Source organism: Sulfurovum indicum, from assembly GCF_014931715.1.
In the GTDB taxonomy this organism is placed as follows: Bacteria; Campylobacterota; Campylobacteria; order Campylobacterales; family Sulfurovaceae; genus Sulfurovum; species Sulfurovum indicum.
The window spans coordinates 2,174,225-2,194,130 of the sequence record NZ_CP063164.1; the positions used below are offsets into that span (position 1 = coordinate 2,174,225).

Sequence of the window (19,906 nt, forward strand, 5' to 3'; positions counted from 1 at the left end):
CTTTTTAAAGTTCCCGGCAAGGTTCTGCACCCTAGATAAACAGTAAAAAGACAAACACTATAAAAAGAATAAAGTGGAGAAAACCTTCAAGTACATTTGTCTCCCCGTCATTAAAGTTCACCATACTTACCAAAAGTGTCAATGCGATCATCATCGTCTGTACCGGAGTCAAAGAGAGATTAAGCTCCATCTCAAGATAGTAGGAGGCCATGATCACTGCAGGGATCGTCAGCAAGACCGTTGCCAATGATGCACCGAGTGCAATATTGATAACTGTTTGCATACGGTCATCAACAGCCGCCCGTACAGCGGTAATCAGCTCCGGTGCAGCCGAAATCACAGCAACGCCGACCGCACCAATAGCAAGCGGCAGCCCAAAGGTCTCTAAAGTATTACCCATAAACAGAGAGAGAATTTCTGCAAGTACGCCGATGACAATGATCGAAATAACCAGATTGAAAGCGTGATACCAGGCATTGATCTCATGTTGCAGTTCGCAGCTCTCTTCCTTCTCACATACTGTTTCACTGTCCCTATTTTCACTGTCCCCATTATATTCAAAAAAATATTTGTGAGACAAAAGCTGCACACGAGTGAAAATGATGTAAAGGAAGACAAAGACTACCACATTGAACCACATAAACCGGTGATGATAAACAGGATCAATGAATTCAGGCAGCACCATTGCTATACCGATAGCAACCAGCAGCATAGAGAGATAGGAGTTTGAGGAGTCTACATTGTAAGGCTGTTCTCCATGCTTGATCCCGCCTATGATCGCTGCAAGGCCCAAAAGCCCGTTTATATCAAGCATCACTGCTGAATAGATGGTATCTCTGGCAAGTTCCGGATTCTCTGCATGCATCATCATGATAACGATGATCACGATCTCTACTATCACAGCCGACATCGTAAGAATAAGCGTTCCGTAAGGCTCTCCAAACCTTTCGGCCAGTTTTTCTGCATGATGTGCTACCGACATTGCCGCATAGATGATCACTACAAAAAGAGTACCAAACCCTATAAGGTTTCCTGCTGTAGTCTGCACCAGTGCATGTTCAAAGTAGGTTATACCCAGAAAAGTAATAACTGCCAGAAAGAGACTGTACTCTTTGGAGAACTGTTTAAAAAGACTCATCTTACTTTAAAAGATCCTCATATGTTTCACTGGCATCAAGTCTGAACTTCCCTTCTACTTTTACAATACGTTCATCCCCCGATTTCCATGCCTTTTTCAAACGCTTCAGAAATTTCTCCTGCTGTTTTGTTTTATCCAGTCCAAACTTTTTAAAGAGCTTTTTTACACTGATCCAGTGCCTCTTCTCCTCAGCCTCTTCACTCAGCACATCGATCGCTTCTTCAGTCGGTTTCTGGAACTCGAGCTGATGCATATAGAGTGCACGCATTTCATGGAATGCCTCTTTAAGAAGATCTATCTCTCCGCGAAGTGTCCTGGTGATCTGTTTGTTCGATTTTTTAAGATCCTTGACTGTATCTTTAAGTACGGCAATCGTCTCATCTTTTGCAGACAACAGTGCTTTATAGTCTTTATGAAGCTCTTTTGAGACAGGCTTGTCCGATTTCAAGGTTGCTGTTTTGGCACTTTCTGTACTTTTGGGGGAAGGGGGCCTTGCAGTCGTTTGAGACTTATTATCTTCATTGTCAACCACAATGTAAAGCTTACCCTCTACATCCTTCGCTGTCAATATACCACGCTTGATCTTTGCATAGACCGCCTGTCTGGAGATACCAAGCTCTTTGGCATACTCTGCAGGTTTCATCAGCTTTTCCATTTCTTGCCCCTCTTTACCTCCGGGTAACATATGGGCACCTCTAATAACCCCATATGTACATAACATTGTCGGCTTTGTTCTAGGCAAGGCACACTTTACAGACCTAGCCGTAGCTAAGTCGAAAAAGTGTAACGCCGCATAGGGCAAAGCCGGCATTGCCCAAAGGGTGGGCTTTGCAGACGCGATCTTTCACAAGAGGCTTCCATCGTCTTAGCTTTGGCTAGGACTTGAAAGCCTCTTGCAAAATCTCACATCTGCAAAACCCATTATGGGCGTATGGGGTTATTAGAGGTGCCCATATGAGACAACCCGGGTTTACAGTTTAGTAAATCATAGCATAAGTTTAATGAAAGGTATAGAAAAACCGATTAAATAGAAAAAACAGCACCTCCGCTCTGAGCTGTCAGCCTACAAGCATCCAAATAGCAGTACTCCATATTGGATGATAAAGCATTTCATATTCAGAAACTCTGTTTCTGAACACATCAGCATAGCTACTTTTGTGTACCGTCAAGTACCGGAACAAAGAGGCATGGTTCAATGCTCTCGGAGGTAATACGCCCGTTCTTTTTGTAAAAGCGTGTCAAAATATGGTAATTTTCACTCTGTTGAATAGGTGCAACCAGTATACCATCCTCTTTAAGCTGATCAAAAAGTACCTGCGGCACCTCTTTTGCTGTTGCCGAGAAGAGAATACGCTCAAACGGTGCATACTGTTTCCAGCCTCTCTGACCATCATCAAAACGGGTAAAGATATTGTGCATTTCAAGTTCACTGAAACGGCGTTTTGCCTCTTTGAGCAGTTCATCAATTCTCTCAATGGTAAAAACACGGCGACAGATCTTGCTGAGTATTGCCGCCTGATATCCGCTCCCGCAACCAATCTCCAGAATGGAATCCACACCTTTCAGTTCAAGGTGCTGGGTCATTTTGGCAACGGTCAGCGGTGAGGATATCCATTGGCGGGCTGCAAGGGGCAGGGCATCAAGTTTATAGGAGAGGTGCTTGAACTCATTAGGAACAAATGCTTCCCTGTCGACTTCCAAAAAGGCCTCTTTGACATGCGTATCAAGCAGAAAATGCTGTTCTATTTCATTCACAAGATTTTGTCTGTTTCTCGCTTTTATCATACCCTGCTTTTCCTCTGCCCCTTATTTATGCTGTGAATTCTATCGAAAATATGGTTAATTCATCACGATATAACGACGAAGCTTCTTGATCTCTCTAAAATCGACCCTGCCTTCTATTGCTTCGAGGCTGTCATCCATAATGACATTTCCGTTTGGAGAGATGACTGCAGAAGAGGCTGCCATGTCACTGTCACTGCTGTTGGAGACGATTACATAACACTGATTCATCACAGCCAGTGCCTGAGAGAGGATCTCCAGATGACGCTTTCGAGGCAATCCCCAGCGTGCAAGAACAAATACCACATCTGCTCCCTCAATCTGTTTCCAGAGTTCTTTAAAGCGTAGTTCAAAACAGATCAGGATCGCATACTTGACCCCGTCTATTTCAAAAGGTTTAATGCGTTTTTTCCTCCCCTCGGCAAGGTAAAGATCTTCATCACCCAGCTTGAAAAGCTTCACTTTCTCCTGGCGATGCACCACTTTATGTCTGTGTATCACTACAGCCTGATTATAGAAAACATCCCCTTCCTCTACCAGAAGCGTGAACACCAGTATAGGTTCATCGATCTCCTGTTTGAGTACCTTCAATGCTTTGGCCGAGAACTTCGCTGCCGTTGTCAGGTGCTCATAGTCATAGGCTGTCAGAAAGACCTCAGGCGCAACAATAATCTCTTTGTCACGATGGGTATGGATATACTCTAAAAGTCTCTCCAGATTGGTTTGATAGCGTTTTTCCGAGGGCAGCTGCAAGGCAGCAACCGGCATAGGTTTACGTCGGTACAGCATGATACTATCTTTTAAAAGTCATCAAGATCGAGACTTCCCTTGGAGTAGTTGGTTACATTCCCCTCGAAGAAATTGGTCTTCTGATCATTGAACTGTGAGAAGTTATCCACCCATTTGATCGGGTGTTCAACATTGTAAAGTTTCTCAAGTCCGACTGCATGGAGCCTTTTGTCTGCCAGATACTGAATATACTGCTCTATGATCCCATCTGTCAGTCCAAGTATCTGCCCCTGGGTAATATAAGCCCCCCATTCGCTCTCCAGTTTGACAGCTGCTCTGAACATTTCATAAATATCATCGATGAGCTCTTTTGTAAAAAGCTCCGGTCTTTCACGTTTGGTCGTATTGATCATATTCTGAAAGATCAGCAGGTGTGTGACCTCATCTCTCTGGATAAAACGGATCATCTGTGCAGTTCCAAGCATCTTGTCTGAACGTGCCAGCGTATAGAGATAGGCAAAGCCACTGTAGAAATAGATCCCTTCCAGGATCTGGTTGGCAAACATTGCTTTGACGATATTGGTATCGGTCGGATTTTTCGAGAGGTCCTCATAGACTTTGGCGATCGTGTCATTCTTGGACTTGAGTTTCATATCTCGTCTCCAGAGATCGTAGATCTCATCCGTGTTGGTAGAGATACTGTCGACCATCACCGCATAACTTTGTGAATGCAATGCCTCTTCAAAAGCCTGACGCACCAGAATAAGGTTCACTTCCGGAGAGGTAATGAAAGGGTTGAGGTTGTCAATGATGTTGTTCGTCTGAAGCGAATCCATAAAGATCAGTTGTGCCAGTACCTTGTCATAAGCTGTTTTCTCTGCATCGGTCAAATGCTTATAATCATTCACATCCCTGGTCATATCAACCTCTTTGGGGAACCAGGTATTGTTCAGCATCATCTCCCAAAGATTGTATGCCCATTGGTATTTAATGTCGTTCAGTTCGAATATCCCTGTCGGGTCTCCGCCAAAGATCTTTCTTTCATTAGTCTTCTCCCGGGAATCAGGATTATATATCTTTTTACGTATCATTGATGTATTCACCTTTTGTCTATCCACAGTCTGCCCATGCAACCTGACAACAGTACACTATATCGCTCATTCAATATTGTTGACAAAAGAAGCATTTAGACTTTGGAGTAAAATATTTTTAAATTATTATACACATCTATGCTGATTTTTAGCTACACTCCGAATATGAAACCCATCGAAGAAGAGAAACTAAAACAACTGCTGCAGATTGTTCCGGACTATCCTATGATACGTATCGTTCATTTTGCAGACAGCGGAGAGACCATGCCCCGGACCATTGGAGAATTCATAGAAAAAAAGGGGTATGAATATCAGATCAACTGTCTGGATACGGACTATTTTGAAACTCTGCAGAAAACATTTGATACACAAGAGAGCATCAAACCTGTCAAATTCACCCTGTCGCGTCCCCGTTATATGGTACAAGGCAAGGTTTTTGAGTATGTGTTCGTCACAGCCGCTGTAGAAGAGTCTATACGGGAGGATTTCCTAAAACGGGTACATCCTATCATGAAAAATGCGGGAAATATCATTATTTTTCTTCCCAAAAAAGACCATATCCAGCGATATGAATGGATGAGACTGCTGGAAGAGAACTATTATGTTGCGACCAATACCATCGATGATCTTTTTGAACACTACGATGTCCTGATCTCCAAAAAGATGCATGGTTGGGGCGGATGACAGACAGGGAGATCAGTGCAGCACAACTGAAGATAAAAGAGTGGTATGCCCGTTACGGAAGAGATAACCTGCCCTGGCGTATGACCGATGATCCCTACCACATCTACCTCAGTGAAGTAATGCTGCAGCAGACACAGGTCAAAACTGTACTGGAGCGCTACTATTTTCCTTTTCTGAAAAAGTTCCCTACGCTCAAAGCACTTGGAGATGCACCGCTTGATGAGGTACTCAAAATGTGGGAAGGGCTGGGTTACTACAACCGTGCCAGGAACCTGCACAAAACTGCTCAAACACTCATTGGGCAGGCACAAGGCGCTGCCCCTACGTTACCCACAGAAATAGATGAGCTTATCAAACTGCCCGGCATCGGTAAAAATACAGCTCATGCCGTAGCAGCCTTTGCCTTCAAACAGCCTGTTCCCGTTATGGAGGCAAATGTCAAACGCATTCTGTGCCGTCTCTTCCTGCTAAAATCCCCAAACGATAAACACCTATGGGAATATGCCTACAGACTGGTAGACAAAAACAATCCTTTCGATTACAATCAGGCAATGATGGATATCGGTGCGACCATCTGTCTTCCTAAAAAGCCTGAATGCGGAGAGTGCCCTCTGGAAGAGATATGCAATGGCAAAAAAGATCCTGAGCACTACCCTGTAAAAAAAAGCCGAAAAGTACCTGTAAGAGAACAGAATATCCAGCTTCATATCTATGATGACAAACTTTCACTTACCCAGCGTACAGGGAAGTTTCTTCATAGACTATGGGGATTTGAAAGTGTTGAAATGCCCCAGTGTGCAACCAGACACATCGGGATGGTCACCCATACCTATACCCACTTCAAGCTGGTTTGCAATGTCTTTGCCTACTACGAAACAGAGCCTGAACAGGAACACTATTTTTCGGTCAGTGAGATCAAAAAACTGGCGATCTCAAAAGTAGATGAAAAAATTATAAAATTGTATTTACATACCATTTCAGGTGAATAGTTAAGAGTGAAGAGTAAAGAGTTTTGGTATGCTTTTCTTTTAGAAACTGAAAAGATTTTATTAGATTGACTGAAGGTATAATAGATGAATAAAGAAGAAGAATTTGAACAAGCCATTACAAAAGTATTGGAACTGCTGGGAGAAGATCCCAGGCGAGAAGGCTTGCTTAAGACACCCAGCCGTGTAGCCAAAGCATTGCAGTTTTTGACAGAAGGGTACCATCAGGACCCCAGAGAAATCCTCAACCAGGCACTCTTTTCCACCAGCAATGACGAGATGGTACTTGTACGTGATATCGAGTTCTACTCTATGTGTGAACACCATATGCTGCCAATTATCGGAAGATGCCACGTAGCCTATATCCCTGACGGCAAAGTGGTTGGACTCAGTAAAATACCTCGTATTGTCAATGTCTATGCCCGCCGTCTGCAGATACAGGAGCAGATGACCGAGCAGATCGCCGATGCCATTTTGGAGACCATCAAACCCAAAGGGGTCGCGGTGGTTGTGCATGCACGCCATATGTGTATGGAGATGAGAGGGGTACAGAAGATCAACTCCACTACTGTCTCTTCGGCACTGCGCGGACTTTTTAAAAGTGATGAACGAACCCGTAACGAGTTCTACAACCTTATCAACACACCCGCACCTTCAAACTTTTAGGTTAAAAGCCAGGAGAGTGCCTTTTCTCTATTTTTGAAGAATCTGGTCTTGCCTGCCATGAAATGGGCCATCATTTTTACAGAGATCTCTTCCCACTGCCTGTCACCTACGATCGCCATCTTGTCAAAGGCGTTTCGGTGCTTTAGCCCAAACTTCAGATCATCCCATGCCGCTTTCATCTCCCAGCCTTTGAAGGCACGCATATCAACCAGCAGATCTACTTCCAGTCCTTTGGCTTTCTTCAGTGCTTTGTCTATCATGGGAACGAATATCTGATAATCTTCATGGGTCAGTTTCCCCAGCATCGATACCTCGATAAAAAGCTTTTTTTTCGCACGTTTGATCGCTATCCCAATACCATGTTCTTTTACTTTTAGTGCCATTTCTACTCCTTTTTTGTTTAATTTATCTATTATAACAGTAAATTACCAACCAAAAATGACTATGATAACACTTTAAATAGGAGTAAAATCGTCTCTTTTAGATACTATTTTATCTCAATTTAAGAAAAACAGCGTATTATGCAGGAAATCAATTCGGACTATTTTAGTCTTAATTAAAATGAAAATCGTTCTCAAAGGAATTTAATGAGAGTTTATTTAGATAATAATGCAACGACTATCGTCGATCCGCACGTCTTTGCAGAGATGGAACCATTCTTCGTGCAAAGATATGGCAACCCCAATTCTCTCCACAGTTTTGCCAGTGAAACCCATCCGGCACTCAAAACAGCTATGGAAAAGATCTATGCAGGGATCCATGCACCAAAAGAGGATAGTGTCGTCATCACTTCCTGTGCAACAGAGAGCAACAACTGGGTACTCAAAAGCATATACTTTGAACAGATCCTTACAGGCAAGAAGAATCATATCGTGGTCTCTGAGGTAGAACACCCTTCCGTTATCGCCACAGCCAAATTTATCGAAAGCATGGGATGCCGCGTCACCTATCTTCCGATCAACCATGAGGGTCTCATAGAGCCTGACACACTAAGAGAAGTGATCACCGATAAAACAGCTCTTGTCTCCATTATGTGGGCGAACAATGAAACAGGAGCGATCTTCCCGGTCTATGAGATCGGAGAGATCTGTGCAGAATACGGTATCCCTTTCCATACAGATGCAGTTCAGGCTATTGGCAAGGTACCGGTGGATGTGCAAAGTATGAATGTTGACTACCTGACATTCTCTGCACACAAGTTCCACGGTCCTAAAGGGGTTGGTGCACTCTACATTAAAAAGGGAAGAGAACTTACACCACTCCTCCACGGCGGATCACAGATGGGCGGTTACCGATCAGGTACACTCAATGTACCCGGAATTGTAGGGATGGGTAAAGCCATGGAAGCAGCAGTCGATGCACTTGATTTTGAAATGTCCGATATCAGAGAGATGAGAGATGCATTTGAAGATGAACTGCTCAAGATCAAAGATACTTTTGTTGTCACACCAAGAGAGAAAAGAACGCCAAACACCACACTGATCTCATTTAGAGGGATCGAGGGTGAAGCAATGCTCTGGGACCTTAACCGTGCAGGAATCGCAGCAAGTACAGGATCTGCCTGTGCCAGTGAAGATCTGGAAGCGAACTCGGTCATGGAAGCAATCGGTGCAGCTGAAGATCTGGCACATACAGCCATCCGTTTCTCTTTGAGCCGCTATACGACACAAGAGGAACTTGACTATACGCTGGATGCGGTCAAACAGGCAGTCGAGAGACTTAGAAATATTTCAAGCTCCTATGCATATGCACCTGAGGGGCATGAGAGTGGACTTGATGCACACCACTGATAGAGAAGGGCAACCACAAGAGTTTGCCCCTACAGCATACGTAGAGGTGCCCTTTATGGGTACCTGCCTAAAAATGAATACAATATAAAAAGGAATTATTATGGGAATGGATAGTTTGATTGGCGGTACCATCTGGGATGAGTACAGCAACAAAGTAACAGAATTAATGAACAACCCAAAAAATATGGGTGAAATTACCGAAGAAGAGGCTGAAGCAATGGGTGCAAAACTCATCGTTGCCGACTTCGGTGCGGAGAGTTGCGGGGATGCCGTACGTCTATACTGGGCAGTGGATCCAAAAACCGACGTGATACTCGAGTCAAAATTCAAGAGTTTTGGCTGTGGTACAGCGATCGCTTCTTCAGATACAATGGCAGAGCTTTGTAAAGGCAAGACCGTTGATGAAGCAGTGAAGATCACCAATATCGATGTGGAAAAAGCAATGCGTGATGAACCTGATACACCGGCTGTTCCACCTCAAAAGATGCACTGTTCGGTCATGGCATATGATGTTATTAAAAAAGCAGCAGCCCAGTATAAAGGTGTTGATATCGACTCTTTTGAAGAGGAGATCATTGTATGTGAGTGTGCACGTGTAAGCCTCTCAACACTTAGAGAAGTAATCCGTCTCAATGACCTTACCACTGTAGAGCAGATCACTGATTATACAAAAGCCGGGGCTTTCTGTAAATCCTGTATCAAACCTGGTGGTCATGAAGAGAAAGATATCTATCTTGTAGACCTTCTGGAAGAGTATGAAAAAGAGAAGATATCAAAAGCAGCAGATGCCACTGCATCAGGTGCTGATGTTCCGTTCAAAGAGATGACAATCGTACAGAAGATCAAAGCGGTCGATAAAATCATTGATGATAATATCCGCCAAATGCTCATCATGGACGGTGGAGATATGGAGATCCTTGATATTAAAGACAATGGAGAGAATATCGATATCTATATCAGATATCTTGGTGCATGTAACGGATGTGCCAGTGCAAGTACAGGCACACTCTTTGCCATTGAAAATACCCTCAAAGAGAAACTTGATCCGAACATCAGAGTCCTTCCTATCTAATTTCTTTCTCTTCCCTTTTGTTCCGTATCACCTGATATGGAACAAACTGTATAATACTCTATTACTTTCTTCTCCTGTAACTCAATGCCTCCAGTATATCCCGTTTCTCTATTGTTTGATGCCCTTCAATATCGGCAATGGTGCGTGCCACTTTCTTCACAGAAGCTATACTCCGGTGTGAAAGCCCGAACTTTCCTATGGCACCTTCAAGTATCTTTTGTGCCTCACTGTTCAGTTGACAGAATGCCTCTATCTCCTCTTCACTCAGCTTACCGTTAAGTCTCGGCTGTCCTCGCTTCTTTTGCATCTCAAAGGCTCTAAGTACCGCTTCATGCATTGCCTTTGAAGTCACATCCGCCTTGTCTGTGCTTTGTACCTCCTGCATTACAACAAAAAGATCTATACGGTCAAGGAACGGATCGGAAAGTTTGTTCTGATAACGTTTTATCTCTACCTCAGAACATCTACAGCTTTTATTTTTTGAAAGCAGGTTGCCGCATGGACAGGGGTTCTGTGCTGCTACAAACATAATATCAGCCTCATATTCTATCTTGGCATTGACTCTGGCTATATGCACCTTTCTGTCCTGCAACGGCTCTCTCAGGGCTTCAAGAACACTCTTGGAGAAGTGTGGTAGTTCATCAAAAAAGAGGATTCCATGGTTTGCAAGGGCGACCTCTCCTATCTTTGCACTGCCTGAACCTCCACCAAAGATGGAAGCAGAGGTTGCGGTATGATGAGGAGCCCTTTGCACACGTCTGGGTTCAAAAGTCGGTATCTGTCCATCAAGAAACTGGTGCTTGGCAATGGAGAGCAGTTCTTTCTCACTCACCGGTGGCAAAATATCACACAGTCGCTTGGCAATCATACTTTTTCCGCACCCGGGGTTCCCCTCCATAAATAAATTATGCATCCCGGCAGCAGCAAGCATCGCTGCACGTTTGGCCACCATCTGCCCTTTAACATCCTTGAAGTCATACCGATAGTCTGTTCTGTAATAGTAAGGTATATCTCTAAGTACTATTTTTCTGGCATCATACTCAAACTCCACAGACTGCGCCCGAAACTCCCCTTTATGCATAAGATCGATCGCTTCTTTCAGTGTTTCTACAGCAATAAACTGCACACCTGAGATATGTTTCAAATATTCCATTGCCTCTTTAGGCACGATCGCCCGCTCAATCAATCCCTGCTCTTTAAGAGACAAGATCAAAGGGAAGAGCATCGATGAACTCTTCACTCTCCCGTCAAGCCCCAGTTCACCAAAAACAAACAGATCCTTATAATCAAAGGCCTTTTTATTCATCGCTACAAGCAGTGCCAGAGAGAGGTCAAAATGGGTACCGTTTTTTTTCACAAATTCTAAGATATAACCACGAAATCAACTAACCACAAATCACGATATATCTTTGTTTCTACATAGTTAATAAATACACTACGAAAAAGAACACTTAACTTTCAAGTAAATACACAAACTGTGTATTTATCACCAATTTCCCTTTTATATACTATAAAATCTCATCTCACTATCATTTATAAAGGGATACTCATGAAGACATCCAAAGATTTTTTATCGTCTGTCAGCAACCACATCTATTCTCAAATAACCATGTATCAATTCAACAAGAACACCATCACCGAAACAGACAAGTATCGGGAAGGAAGGCTTACTGCTTTAAAATATGCCTCCGAACTTGCATACTACTTTCTGCAGATAGAAAAAAATCTGCCTCATCAATTCAAAAAACAGATAGACTACCAAATGAAATCAAACTCATGTTTGCTTGAAGGGGATTACAAACGAGGTTTATATGATGGATTAAACAATATACTCGACGAACTGGCTAAATTAAAATAATTCCTCGATAGAATCAATCTTACCGTTTTCGTCAATAGCATATCTATAGGTGATCACGACTAATATCTTTTGGCTGAATATAGTTGTCGTTCATTAATCTTTCAATTTCGATATCCGGCAGACTTGGAAGGTAGCGGTGCAAATATTTTCGCCGGCAGTCATTGTACGCTCTGATAATACCTTTCTCAAAACTGTTTGACGGATGATTGATATTGATCGGCTTTAGCTGCCGCTCTTTGATCTTTTCAAATGTTTTAAAGCCTTTGTTTTTGATCTTGTAGATGGATATCTGTATGCTCTCTTCACCTACCGGTTTAAGCCGGAATAGCCGTGCCCTGTATTGCCCGTTTTGAACGAGTTTCAGGATTGAACTATATTCGGGTATAGGTTTGTATTTTTGAAGCCTTTTAAGCACCCTTATGACCCATTCTTGAGACATTTGCCTAATGGTCTTGCCTTTACCGCTCAATCCAAGCCTTGATGTGTTCCATTTGCTTTCCGCGATCAGTACCCCCCTGATCACGCCGTTGCGTTTTTTGTAGTAGAGCCCGTCAATACCGTTGCGTCCGACTTCGCCTTCTATCTGTGTCCATCCGCTGTTGGTATAGAATTTGTGCATGACGCATTCGGTGCTTGCCCCGTTTATTATGTTGAGATGACTTTTGGTTGCCCCAAAGCTATTTATATGGGCTAAAGACATAAAAAATAAAAAGAATATTTTAGTTAGAAATTTTTGATTGAACAAAACCTAATGCCTGCTTTGATAGTGTTAAGCCAGGTCTTAACATGCCAGCAAAAGAAATGTTTAGAAGTTCAAATCCAGCATCTAAGATAGCATCTTTCCACACTCCAGTCGCAAATTGTTTACACAGCTTACGACTTGCCTCTTCATCTTTTAAAATATATTTATATGTATAAAAGGCATCTGATTGCAATCGACCTGTAATATTACTACAATCTTTAAGTCTTCGTTTTTTGTCATTCCAATACTCGTTAAGCTTTGTTTTTTGATTTGGAAATATAACCTCAAAAAAACCCTTCAGGGAGTCGTCTATCTCTGTTTTGCACACTGTTGTCACTATGGTTTCAATAAGATCATGATCCTGAATGGACAAAACATTTAAAAGTGTAAGTGCCGTAGCTAATTGTTGTGAAGACAACTGCTTTGTGTCGCCAGTAAATTTTGTAGTAATTTTTCCACCAATGAAACTACTCAAAACCTTATCCTGTGACAACTCATCAATACTTTTCGTTGCACATATAAACGAGTGAAGGCGCAGATTAGGATACTCTTTTCTAATAGACTTTTCTACTTTTTTAATTTCCATAGAGAACAGCATTTTTTCCCAAACTGAATCAACATTTAGCCTGCTAACTCCCTTGGGGTCGATAAAGACAAAATGCGTAATATTGTTTCTGTCAATAACCCAAAGAATGAAGTCTGGGAAATAGCCATTAAAACCTATTTTTTGTTGATTTCTTAAAAGATAAATTTCTTGGTATGACTTATTTTTATCATTATCAGAAAGGTATTTATTGACTTTATGAACAAAATCTTGTTCACTCTCAACCAGTCTGTCGGGGCTGATCCTTAATTGACCATATTCAGCAAGCAATGGGGAATAAGCATGTATGTCGCAAAGGAAAGAAAAAATACTACCTTCAATAACATATGAACCATATCTATCATAACTTTGTTTGGATATAAAAAAACGACCTTTATTTTGTTCAAAATGTTCTATAAAGTTTGCTATTCTTTCCTCTGTTCCAGAAATAGTATATTTCTCAAAGTTTACATTCGGGTCGTCTTCACTCAATTGTTCAACCATTGGCGTAGAGAGTTCATCTTGTTTCTTTTTTAGCTTATATGCGCTATCAAAGAAATATTCAACCAGCCTATTTGCCATTTGCTCTACAGAATTGACATTTTTAAATTGATCTTTTTCTTTGAGCCTAAAATTTAATCCAAAAATTTTTACAACTGTTTGACAGAAGTCTGCATACGGTATGTGATAATTCAAGTAGCTTGTAGTTTCGATGTAAGTTTTATATAGCGCCTTAACATCAACAAGAGGAAGTAGTGAGAAAGAATAGTCACCTTTATCAAGATGATACTTTTTTATCATTTTAGAACATAGTTCTTCAGTAATATCTTTGTCATATTGATAGGTATAAGGAAGCGTCGAAAATGAATGTTTTGGTTTCACTATAGGAAGCTTTTTGTTTAGCATATCCGTATTTTTATCAATATAAACTTCAATCATTATGTCTTTTGATATATCGCTAAGTTCCGCCTCATTAATAAATGTTTTTAAAAATTTAGAATCATATCCATAAATATTGAATCGCTCCATGATGGGATGCTCGCCTGATCGCTTGAGTCTATTCTCCTGTGAACCATGAAGCCTTACTCCTCGCCCAAATAATTGAACAATAAGGCTACCTTCTTGTTTTCCAAAGTCAAATAACGATAGAGAGGAAATACGCTGAGTATCCCATCCCTCAATCAGCATTCTTGCAGAAATTACAATATTGATTTGTGGATTGTCGCCATCTTGTGATTTAAAAAAAGTATCAATCAGACTTTTTTGCAGAGGGTCTTTCCTTACTTCGCTAATTCCTATTTTTGAAACTTCGCCAACATACACTGTTGCGAAATACTCTTCAGCATTTGCTACCTTGATACCAAGCTCTTTACTGTTGAGTTCATATATTTCAATTGGTGCGGGAGATTTTGCATGAAAAATAAAACGGAATATTGCATTATAGATTTCGAGCGGTTTCATGGTCGATATGTATGAAAAATATGGAAGATTTTCCTTAATATACCGAAGTGTCTCCTGTTTTATCAAGGAAAGGTTCTGGATATATGTTATAGCTTTTTTAACATCAGATTCATTGTTGGCATCATCCACCCTTCGGCAAATCATCAGCTTTAGAGGCTTCTTGAAAAAATAAGCTTCAAAATTTGGTTTACCTTTATGATCCTTGAAATACAGTTGTTGCTCTAAAAAAGCCATTATATCCTTTACAAAAAGCTTATAAGACTCTTTATCCGTCAACTCCTTATCAAAGTCATTTTTAATTATCTCTTTAGGTTCAAACTCAGCTTGTTTTCCATACCCATCTGTATAAAATTTTTGATATGCATAGTCAAAAATGATAGCCTTTGAATACTCTTGTAGTAACTTGTTGTTGTCTTTTATTGCATGTGAAAAAGTTGCACTGTATTCAAAGGCGAATCCTCCCCATCCTAAAATACTTTTCCTGTCCTTTCTCCAGCCTTCTTCCTTTGCTTCTCCCTTGTGTCCCTCATCGACAAAAACAATATTTTTATCTGCGAAGAAAATATTCTGCTTATTGACTGCACTTAATTGGGAATTGGTCAGTATTTTTAAAGGATAGGAAGCCTCCATCATCTCCTTAACTTTTTTCCCTACAGTAGCTTTAGCACTTTTTTCATCTTCAAAAAAGCCAATATCTGACTCTTTGAAGCCAAATGAAATAAGGTTTTTTTTGTGTTGTTTTCCCAATTCTTTAGTAGGAACAATAAGATAAAAGTTTGATTTTTTCCCAAAGAATTTATATGCTTGCAAAATATTGGTATGCAATATAACAGTTTTGCCACTACCTGTAGCCATATAATAGGCGAGTTTGTTGTTCTCCTGTAGATATGAGCTAATTGAAAGAATGTCAAACACTTCATAGAGTGCCTGCTGAAGAGTTTTATTTTCATTATTTACAATAGAAAGAAGTTTTTCATACTTTGCAACAAATGATCCTTTTGGAGCACCATTACTTTTTAAGTCACCTATCAGATGTGCAACAAGCTGCATTCTTTCTTCTTCGCTATGTGTATCAATGATTTTTGATACCTTTTCATCGGAATAGACTCTTATCCCATCAATATTGGCGGGGTATCCAAATGAAAATATTTTATTCCCATGTTCTTTTTGCATGAGAAAAAGCTCTGTAAATAAAATTGCGAAGATTTGATAGTCAGTAAAGGAGAAACTTGGATCACGATATGATTTTTTTAATTCCTTTTCATAGGAAGAGACAGATGCTATGGCTTTTTCCAGATAATCCGAGTCTATATCAACTTTATGTATGGAGTCTATCGATATATCCCCATACTCATCCCTATAGTATAATTCTTTAAGCTCCTGCCACGACTGAACACCAAATAGAGACAAGAATATTTCATACAGATAAAGATACTTGTTCAGGTAAGAATCTTTTTTGTTTGATCCCATAAGGCGTGTACACTTGATTTTGTCATTGTTCTGTATAAGAGGGATCAGCGATGCATATTTTTCCTCTTTCATAAGATTTTCAATAACATTCTTTGCATCTGTGGCACTTATATTTGAACCATCAACCTCAATAGGGGATTGACCATTAACTTTGATTTGATATGGCATACGCTCAACTCCCGTTAGTCAATTAGCTTTTCGCGAAGAGCGAAGAGCGTTTCTTTTGCATCAAATTCAATACGAGAATGTGTTTGACATACTCCATTCATATAAATCGTTTTATCATTCATATCAACTTCTTGTTTCATGAACTCCATTTCTTTATTTTTGTATTCTGTCTGCATCACTTCCTTCAGATTGTCAAACTCTCTCCATATCACTAAAATGTCTGGACTATCAACAAAAACATACCTTTTTCCTTCATATTGTCTCATTTTGATAGACATCACATTAATGCCAATTAGAGCATTAAATGTTTCAACCAAATCCATTGTTTTTTCTTTTATGGTTCCATCTTCATATATTTTCAATTTGAAGTCAAATGGTTTATTCAATAGCTCATCTTCAATCTTCATCATAAGTGATTGGGAGTGGCTTTTTCCGAAGTGTTCATACAGAGAAAGATAGCTTTTTTGGTAGTGTTCAGTCATGTATTCCTTAAAGGGTTCAAGACCATCTTTAAATGCCTTAATAGCACTATAGTCACTACTATTGAAAACGGTATTCTCTAATGCATCTTCATATTGTTCAAGTTTGAAGTATTTTACTATTTGGCTTATTCCGTTAGGTTTTTGGGCTTTACCTTCTTCCCAGCTATCTGAATAAATAGCCTTTTTTGTTCTCTTTATAATTAAACTATCAAAATATTCACCATTTTCGATTCCAATAACTTTAAAATCTTGCTTTAGCCTTTTTTGATTTATTGCTGCATGTATTGTTGTTCCACTTCCCAAAAAATAATCAAGTATATATCCACTCTCTGGGGTGGAACCCAATGAAATCAAATCTTCTACCAAAGCTAATGGCTTTGGAGACTTAAATGGTTTTGAGTTAAACAATTCTTTAAGTTCCGCGGTTCCATTTCCACTACTATATGAGGGCTTATATAGGAAGGATTTTGCTTTTTTTGTCGGAAAATCTTTTAGTTCAGGTCGCTGCTTTTTATAAAGAGTAACACCTGTTTTTGTTTTGACAGGAATTACATCATAAGATTCCTTTTGTATTTTTTCAAACGACCACCTCCATGTTAACTTTGAACCTTTTTCGTCAAGAGGTAATAAAAAGACATAGTCTTTTTTTTGATACTTTGTCCTTAACTCTTCAATATAATTATCGTTAAAAGTATTGTTTTCCTTATTATATATTTTGCCATATTCTTCAAAAAGGATACTTTCTACTTTGTTTGTCTTTTTATTAAATAAGATAGGATAATATAAATTTTGCCTCTTTGTTCTTGGTGCGTTTTCTCCTGATGATTTTAAAGTTGCCCCCTTTTTAAAAAAGCCTCTTTCATCAGTCTCCCACTTTATAATATCGTCCTCAGTTACATTTAATTCTAAAATGGCACCATCAACTTTACCATTTTTTATACTACAAATTGTATATTCGTGTGCTCCAGAAAAACCATATTCGTCATTATTTCCTTTTAAATTCATTATCGTTGGTAGCAATTTAACAAAATCAAAGCCAAGCGACTTATACAGCTTTAACAAATTATCAACCTCATTATCATCAATACTTGAAAAGATCACTGCATTATCGCTTAATAATGGTAAAGATGCCTCTATGCGACTACCAAGTAGCGATAACCAAGTGCTGTCTGGATACCCATCCTTATAGGGGAAAGTCCCATTCGATCTATCGGTTTCTGTATTGTATGGGGGATCGATATATACACATTTTATCAGTTTTTTAAATTTTTCAATTAAAAAGTTTATACCATGAAAATTATCACTGTTAACAAGAATACTGTCAATAGTATCATCCAGATACTCAATATGTTCAAGCACACTATAAGTCAAATCTTGATCTTCAAATATGGCAGTATCTAAGGGCAAATACTTATATTCCTCCTTGATCTCTTTTGTTTTTGAGTCTATGAATGAATTTTTAGGAAACTTTTCAATTAAGCCAAGACTCTTCCATTCTTCTACCTGCTTATTGAATTTCTCATGCGATATAATCTTTCTCAACAAAGGTAGATGTATCTTATCAAGTGTGATAATATAGTTCACATCATATGCAAACTTTTTCTTCTCCCACAAAAGTTTTTGTAAGTTTTCCATTGATGCTAAAAATTCAATAATAAAAGCTCCAATCTTTTTAATGGCAATAGCTCTTTTTATCAGCAAATCATTTTCAACTTCAAGCTTATCCAAATCCAGAACAACAGTCTTAATATAATAATCAAGCTCCATTGTTAGAAAAGAATCAAGATTTTTATGAATAAAAAAATCTGACTTGTGGAGACTATTGAATTTTTTGAAATGAAACTCAAGGTTTTCAATTTCTATTTTTTCTGATTCAAAAATTTTCTTCAATGCCTCAAGGGTTACAGGGGTTTTGCTTTTTTTATAGTCAAAGTAAATTAAAAAACTATTTCCATCATCTGAAACTTGTGGCTTTTTGTTTTCACTCAACACAAATGCTCTTCCAGATTTTGTAGTACCTTTCTCTTCCTCTATTTCGTCAATAAGAAATTTAATATTAGTGACATTTTTAAATGCTTTTTTCCTGTTTTTTACACTGATATCAACTATCTTATACTCTTGAAAGCTATTCACGCTTTTAATATAATATTGATCCTTGTTTGCCCATGAGAAAATAATCTCTTCTCCATTGTGCCTAAAGATATGATGCTTGTTTTTGGAAAATACCGGAGTGGGGTAAAAATCCCCTTGATCGTAATATCTGCCAAAGAAATTCAAAACATCTCGATAAATATCATATTCACCAACATCTTTGACTGCCTCCTCAATAAAAGCAGGAAGCTTCTTCTCAATAAAGTCTACAATCTCGTTTTCTTTATATTTGAAAATTTTATAGACTCCGAAATCAAGATCAATTTTATTTTTATTGAATTGAAATATTGTTTTTAGCAAGTCTATAAATTGTGTTTGTGTGTTCATGCCTTATTGCTCCATAATAATTTAACATTCATATCTTTTCCAAAGCCCCAATAACTCTGCCCACCACCGTCACATCCTCAAAAGGAATAGTCTGCGTTTCATAACTCTTGTTGTCGGAGATCAGATCAACCCCTCCGGTGGGATTAATGGCAACGCGCTTAACGAACACTCCTCCGGGGGTATTGATGACGAATATGCCGCCGTTGGAGAGCTCGGTCTTTTTGCGATTTACAAGGATGATTGCCCCCTCATGCAGCGTGTCCTCCATTGAGTCGCCTATAACCCTGATTGCCTCTATCTCATCAATATTGTTAATGCCGAGAAGGTCTTTGTAGATCGGGTCTATCGTAAGATATGAGAACTCAACGTCTTCATCATTAAACGCTCCGCCTCCGGCAGAGGAATGCACCCCCTCTATCAACTTGACCCTATAGACACTTTCCACCTCGGAATTGAGCATTTCTACGGATTGCCCGAAGAGTACCCAGTTGATGTTGATACGGTTTCTCGCACAGTATTCTGTAATTTTATCATAGGGAATGGATTTTCTGCTTTTAAAGTTGGAGAGTTGGGAAGAAGACATTTTGAGGGCTTTGGCTACGTCTTTAACATAGACCTTTTCTCCCCGCTCTTTTTCAAGAATATCTATCAGCCTGTCAATAATGTCTTCTATGGTATTCATTTTGTGAATCCTTCTACAGTATTGGTATTATTATAGCAATTTCA

Annotated in this window: 17 protein-coding genes; 6 read left to right on the top strand and 11 right to left on the bottom strand. The window is 39.6% G+C overall.

What is annotated here, in order from left to right:
• Window positions 1-31: 31 nt before the first annotated feature.
• From IMZ28_RS10800 to IMZ28_RS10820, 5 genes are all read right to left on the bottom strand, one after another.
• Window positions 32-1,138, bottom strand: a complete 1,107-nt coding sequence (locus IMZ28_RS10800) for a calcium:proton antiporter (protein WP_197548597.1) — start codon at window positions 1,136-1,138, stop codon at window positions 32-34.
• A gap of 1 nt (window position 1,139) precedes the next feature.
• The gene (locus IMZ28_RS10805; protein WP_197548598.1) at window positions 1,140-1,793 is read right to left on the bottom strand and encodes a DUF3972 domain-containing protein; all 654 of its coding nucleotides are present in this window, start codon (window positions 1,791-1,793) and stop codon (window positions 1,140-1,142) included.
• A 494-nt stretch (window positions 1,794-2,287) separates the two neighbouring features.
• Window positions 2,288-2,923: a protein-L-isoaspartate(D-aspartate) O-methyltransferase gene (locus tag IMZ28_RS10810; RefSeq protein WP_197548599.1), complete on the bottom strand. Its 636-nt coding sequence runs from the start codon at window positions 2,921-2,923 to the stop codon at window positions 2,288-2,290.
• 54 nt (window positions 2,924-2,977) lie between these two features.
• A complete protein-coding gene (locus IMZ28_RS10815) occupies window positions 2,978-3,709 on the bottom strand; it encodes a carbon-nitrogen hydrolase family protein (RefSeq protein ID WP_197548600.1) in 732 nt (243 codons plus the stop codon).
• Window positions 3,710-3,720: 11 nt separating this feature from the next.
• Window positions 3,721-4,740 carry a ribonucleotide-diphosphate reductase subunit beta gene (locus IMZ28_RS10820; protein ID WP_197549861.1) on the bottom strand — a complete coding sequence of 340 codons (1,020 nt, stop codon included), beginning with the start codon at window positions 4,738-4,740 and terminating at the stop codon, window positions 3,721-3,723.
• A gap of 165 nt (window positions 4,741-4,905) precedes the next feature.
• Here IMZ28_RS10820 and IMZ28_RS10825 point away from each other — a divergent pair, with 165 nt between their 5' ends.
• The 3 genes from IMZ28_RS10825 (at window position 4,906) to folE (ending at window position 7,076) form a co-directional block, all read left to right on the top strand.
• Window positions 4,906-5,424: a hypothetical protein gene (locus IMZ28_RS10825; protein ID WP_197548601.1), complete on the top strand. Its 519-nt coding sequence runs from the start codon at window positions 4,906-4,908 to the stop codon at window positions 5,422-5,424.
• Window positions 5,421-6,413, top strand: a complete 993-nt coding sequence (gene mutY, locus IMZ28_RS10830) for an A/G-specific adenine glycosylase (RefSeq protein WP_197548602.1) — start codon at window positions 5,421-5,423, stop codon at window positions 6,411-6,413. The genes IMZ28_RS10825 and mutY overlap by 4 nt, the downstream gene beginning before the upstream one ends.
• Window positions 6,414-6,497: 84 nt before the next feature.
• Window positions 6,498-7,076, top strand: coding sequence for a GTP cyclohydrolase I FolE (gene folE / locus IMZ28_RS10835; RefSeq protein WP_197548603.1), 579 nt, complete (start codon window positions 6,498-6,500; stop codon window positions 7,074-7,076).
• Here folE and IMZ28_RS10840 read toward each other — a convergent pair.
• A complete protein-coding gene (locus tag IMZ28_RS10840) occupies window positions 7,073-7,459 on the bottom strand; it encodes a SpoIIAA family protein (RefSeq protein WP_197548604.1) in 387 nt (128 codons plus the stop codon). The two genes, folE and IMZ28_RS10840, sit on opposite strands and share 4 nt — an antisense overlap.
• Before the next feature lie 204 nt (window positions 7,460-7,663).
• Between IMZ28_RS10840 and IMZ28_RS10845 the strand changes: the two genes are divergently transcribed.
• The gene (locus tag IMZ28_RS10845) at window positions 7,664-8,866 is read left to right on the top strand and encodes a NifS family cysteine desulfurase (protein ID WP_197548605.1); all 1,203 of its coding nucleotides are present in this window, start codon (window positions 7,664-7,666) and stop codon (window positions 8,864-8,866) included.
• 100 nt (window positions 8,867-8,966) lie between these two features.
• A complete protein-coding gene (locus IMZ28_RS10850) occupies window positions 8,967-9,938 on the top strand; it encodes an iron-sulfur cluster assembly scaffold protein (protein ID WP_197548606.1) in 972 nt (323 codons plus the stop codon).
• A gap of 61 nt (window positions 9,939-9,999) precedes the next feature.
• Here the strand turns inward: IMZ28_RS10850 and IMZ28_RS10855 are convergent, their stop codons facing one another.
• Window positions 10,000-11,295 (bottom strand): YifB family Mg chelatase-like AAA ATPase, encoded by a 1,296-nt coding sequence (locus tag IMZ28_RS10855; protein ID WP_232087480.1) that lies wholly within the window; start codon window positions 11,293-11,295, stop codon window positions 10,000-10,002.
• A 192-nt stretch (window positions 11,296-11,487) separates the two neighbouring features.
• Here IMZ28_RS10855 and IMZ28_RS10860 point away from each other — a divergent pair, with 192 nt between their 5' ends.
• Window positions 11,488-11,796 carry a hypothetical protein gene (locus IMZ28_RS10860; RefSeq protein WP_197547849.1) on the top strand — a complete coding sequence of 103 codons (309 nt, stop codon included), beginning with the start codon at window positions 11,488-11,490 and terminating at the stop codon, window positions 11,794-11,796.
• A 43-nt stretch (window positions 11,797-11,839) separates the two neighbouring features.
• Here IMZ28_RS10860 and IMZ28_RS10865 read toward each other — a convergent pair whose 3' ends face one another.
• The 4 genes from IMZ28_RS10865 to IMZ28_RS10880 form a co-directional block, all read right to left on the bottom strand.
• Window positions 11,840-12,415, bottom strand: a complete 576-nt coding sequence (locus tag IMZ28_RS10865; protein ID WP_197547848.1) for a hypothetical protein — start codon at window positions 12,413-12,415, stop codon at window positions 11,840-11,842.
• 100 nt (window positions 12,416-12,515) lie between these two features.
• Window positions 12,516-16,220 (bottom strand): DEAD/DEAH box helicase family protein, encoded by a 3,705-nt coding sequence (locus IMZ28_RS10870; RefSeq protein WP_197548607.1) that lies wholly within the window; start codon window positions 16,218-16,220, stop codon window positions 12,516-12,518.
• Between the two features lie 14 nt (window positions 16,221-16,234).
• The gene (locus IMZ28_RS10875; protein ID WP_197547845.1) at window positions 16,235-19,180 is read right to left on the bottom strand and encodes a DNA methyltransferase; all 2,946 of its coding nucleotides are present in this window, start codon (window positions 19,178-19,180) and stop codon (window positions 16,235-16,237) included.
• A gap of 28 nt (window positions 19,181-19,208) precedes the next feature.
• A complete protein-coding gene (locus tag IMZ28_RS10880; RefSeq protein ID WP_197547844.1) occupies window positions 19,209-19,862 on the bottom strand; it encodes a LexA family transcriptional regulator in 654 nt (217 codons plus the stop codon).
• Window positions 19,863-19,906: the final 44 nt, after the last annotated feature.

Excerpts from the sequence above, each read along its gene's own strand:
- IMZ28_RS10875 (WP_197547845.1), bottom strand. The coding sequence starts at position 19,180 with ATGAACACACAAACACAATTTATAGACTTGCTAAAAACAATATTTCAA.
- IMZ28_RS10845 (WP_197548605.1), top strand. The coding sequence starts at position 7,664 with ATGAGAGTTTATTTAGATAATAATGCAACGACTATCGTCGATCCGCAC.
- IMZ28_RS10820 (WP_197549861.1), bottom strand. The coding sequence starts at position 4,740 with ATGATACGTAAAAAGATATATAATCCTGATTCCCGGGAGAAGACTAAT.
- IMZ28_RS10880 (WP_197547844.1), bottom strand. The coding sequence starts at position 19,862 with ATGAATACCATAGAAGACATTATTGACAGGCTGATAGATATTCTTGAA.
- IMZ28_RS10800 (WP_197548597.1), bottom strand. The coding sequence starts at position 1,138 with ATGAGTCTTTTTAAACAGTTCTCCAAAGAGTACAGTCTCTTTCTGGCA.
- mutY (WP_197548602.1), top strand. The coding sequence starts at position 5,421 with ATGACAGACAGGGAGATCAGTGCAGCACAACTGAAGATAAAAGAGTGG.
- IMZ28_RS10870 (WP_197548607.1), bottom strand. The coding sequence starts at position 16,220 with ATGCCATATCAAATCAAAGTTAATGGTCAATCCCCTATTGAGGTTGAT.
- IMZ28_RS10850 (WP_197548606.1), top strand. The coding sequence starts at position 8,967 with ATGGGAATGGATAGTTTGATTGGCGGTACCATCTGGGATGAGTACAGC.
- IMZ28_RS10805 (WP_197548598.1), bottom strand. The coding sequence starts at position 1,793 with ATGGAAAAGCTGATGAAACCTGCAGAGTATGCCAAAGAGCTTGGTATC.
- IMZ28_RS10825 (WP_197548601.1), top strand. The coding sequence starts at position 4,906 with ATGAAACCCATCGAAGAAGAGAAACTAAAACAACTGCTGCAGATTGTT.
- IMZ28_RS10860 (WP_197547849.1), top strand. The coding sequence starts at position 11,488 with ATGAAGACATCCAAAGATTTTTTATCGTCTGTCAGCAACCACATCTAT.
- IMZ28_RS10840 (WP_197548604.1), bottom strand. The coding sequence starts at position 7,459 with ATGGCACTAAAAGTAAAAGAACATGGTATTGGGATAGCGATCAAACGT.
- folE (WP_197548603.1), top strand. The coding sequence starts at position 6,498 with ATGAATAAAGAAGAAGAATTTGAACAAGCCATTACAAAAGTATTGGAA.
- IMZ28_RS10815 (WP_197548600.1), bottom strand. The coding sequence starts at position 3,709 with ATGCTGTACCGACGTAAACCTATGCCGGTTGCTGCCTTGCAGCTGCCC.
- IMZ28_RS10865 (WP_197547848.1), bottom strand. The coding sequence starts at position 12,415 with ATGCACAAATTCTATACCAACAGCGGATGGACACAGATAGAAGGCGAA.
- IMZ28_RS10810 (WP_197548599.1), bottom strand. The coding sequence starts at position 2,923 with ATGATAAAAGCGAGAAACAGACAAAATCTTGTGAATGAAATAGAACAG.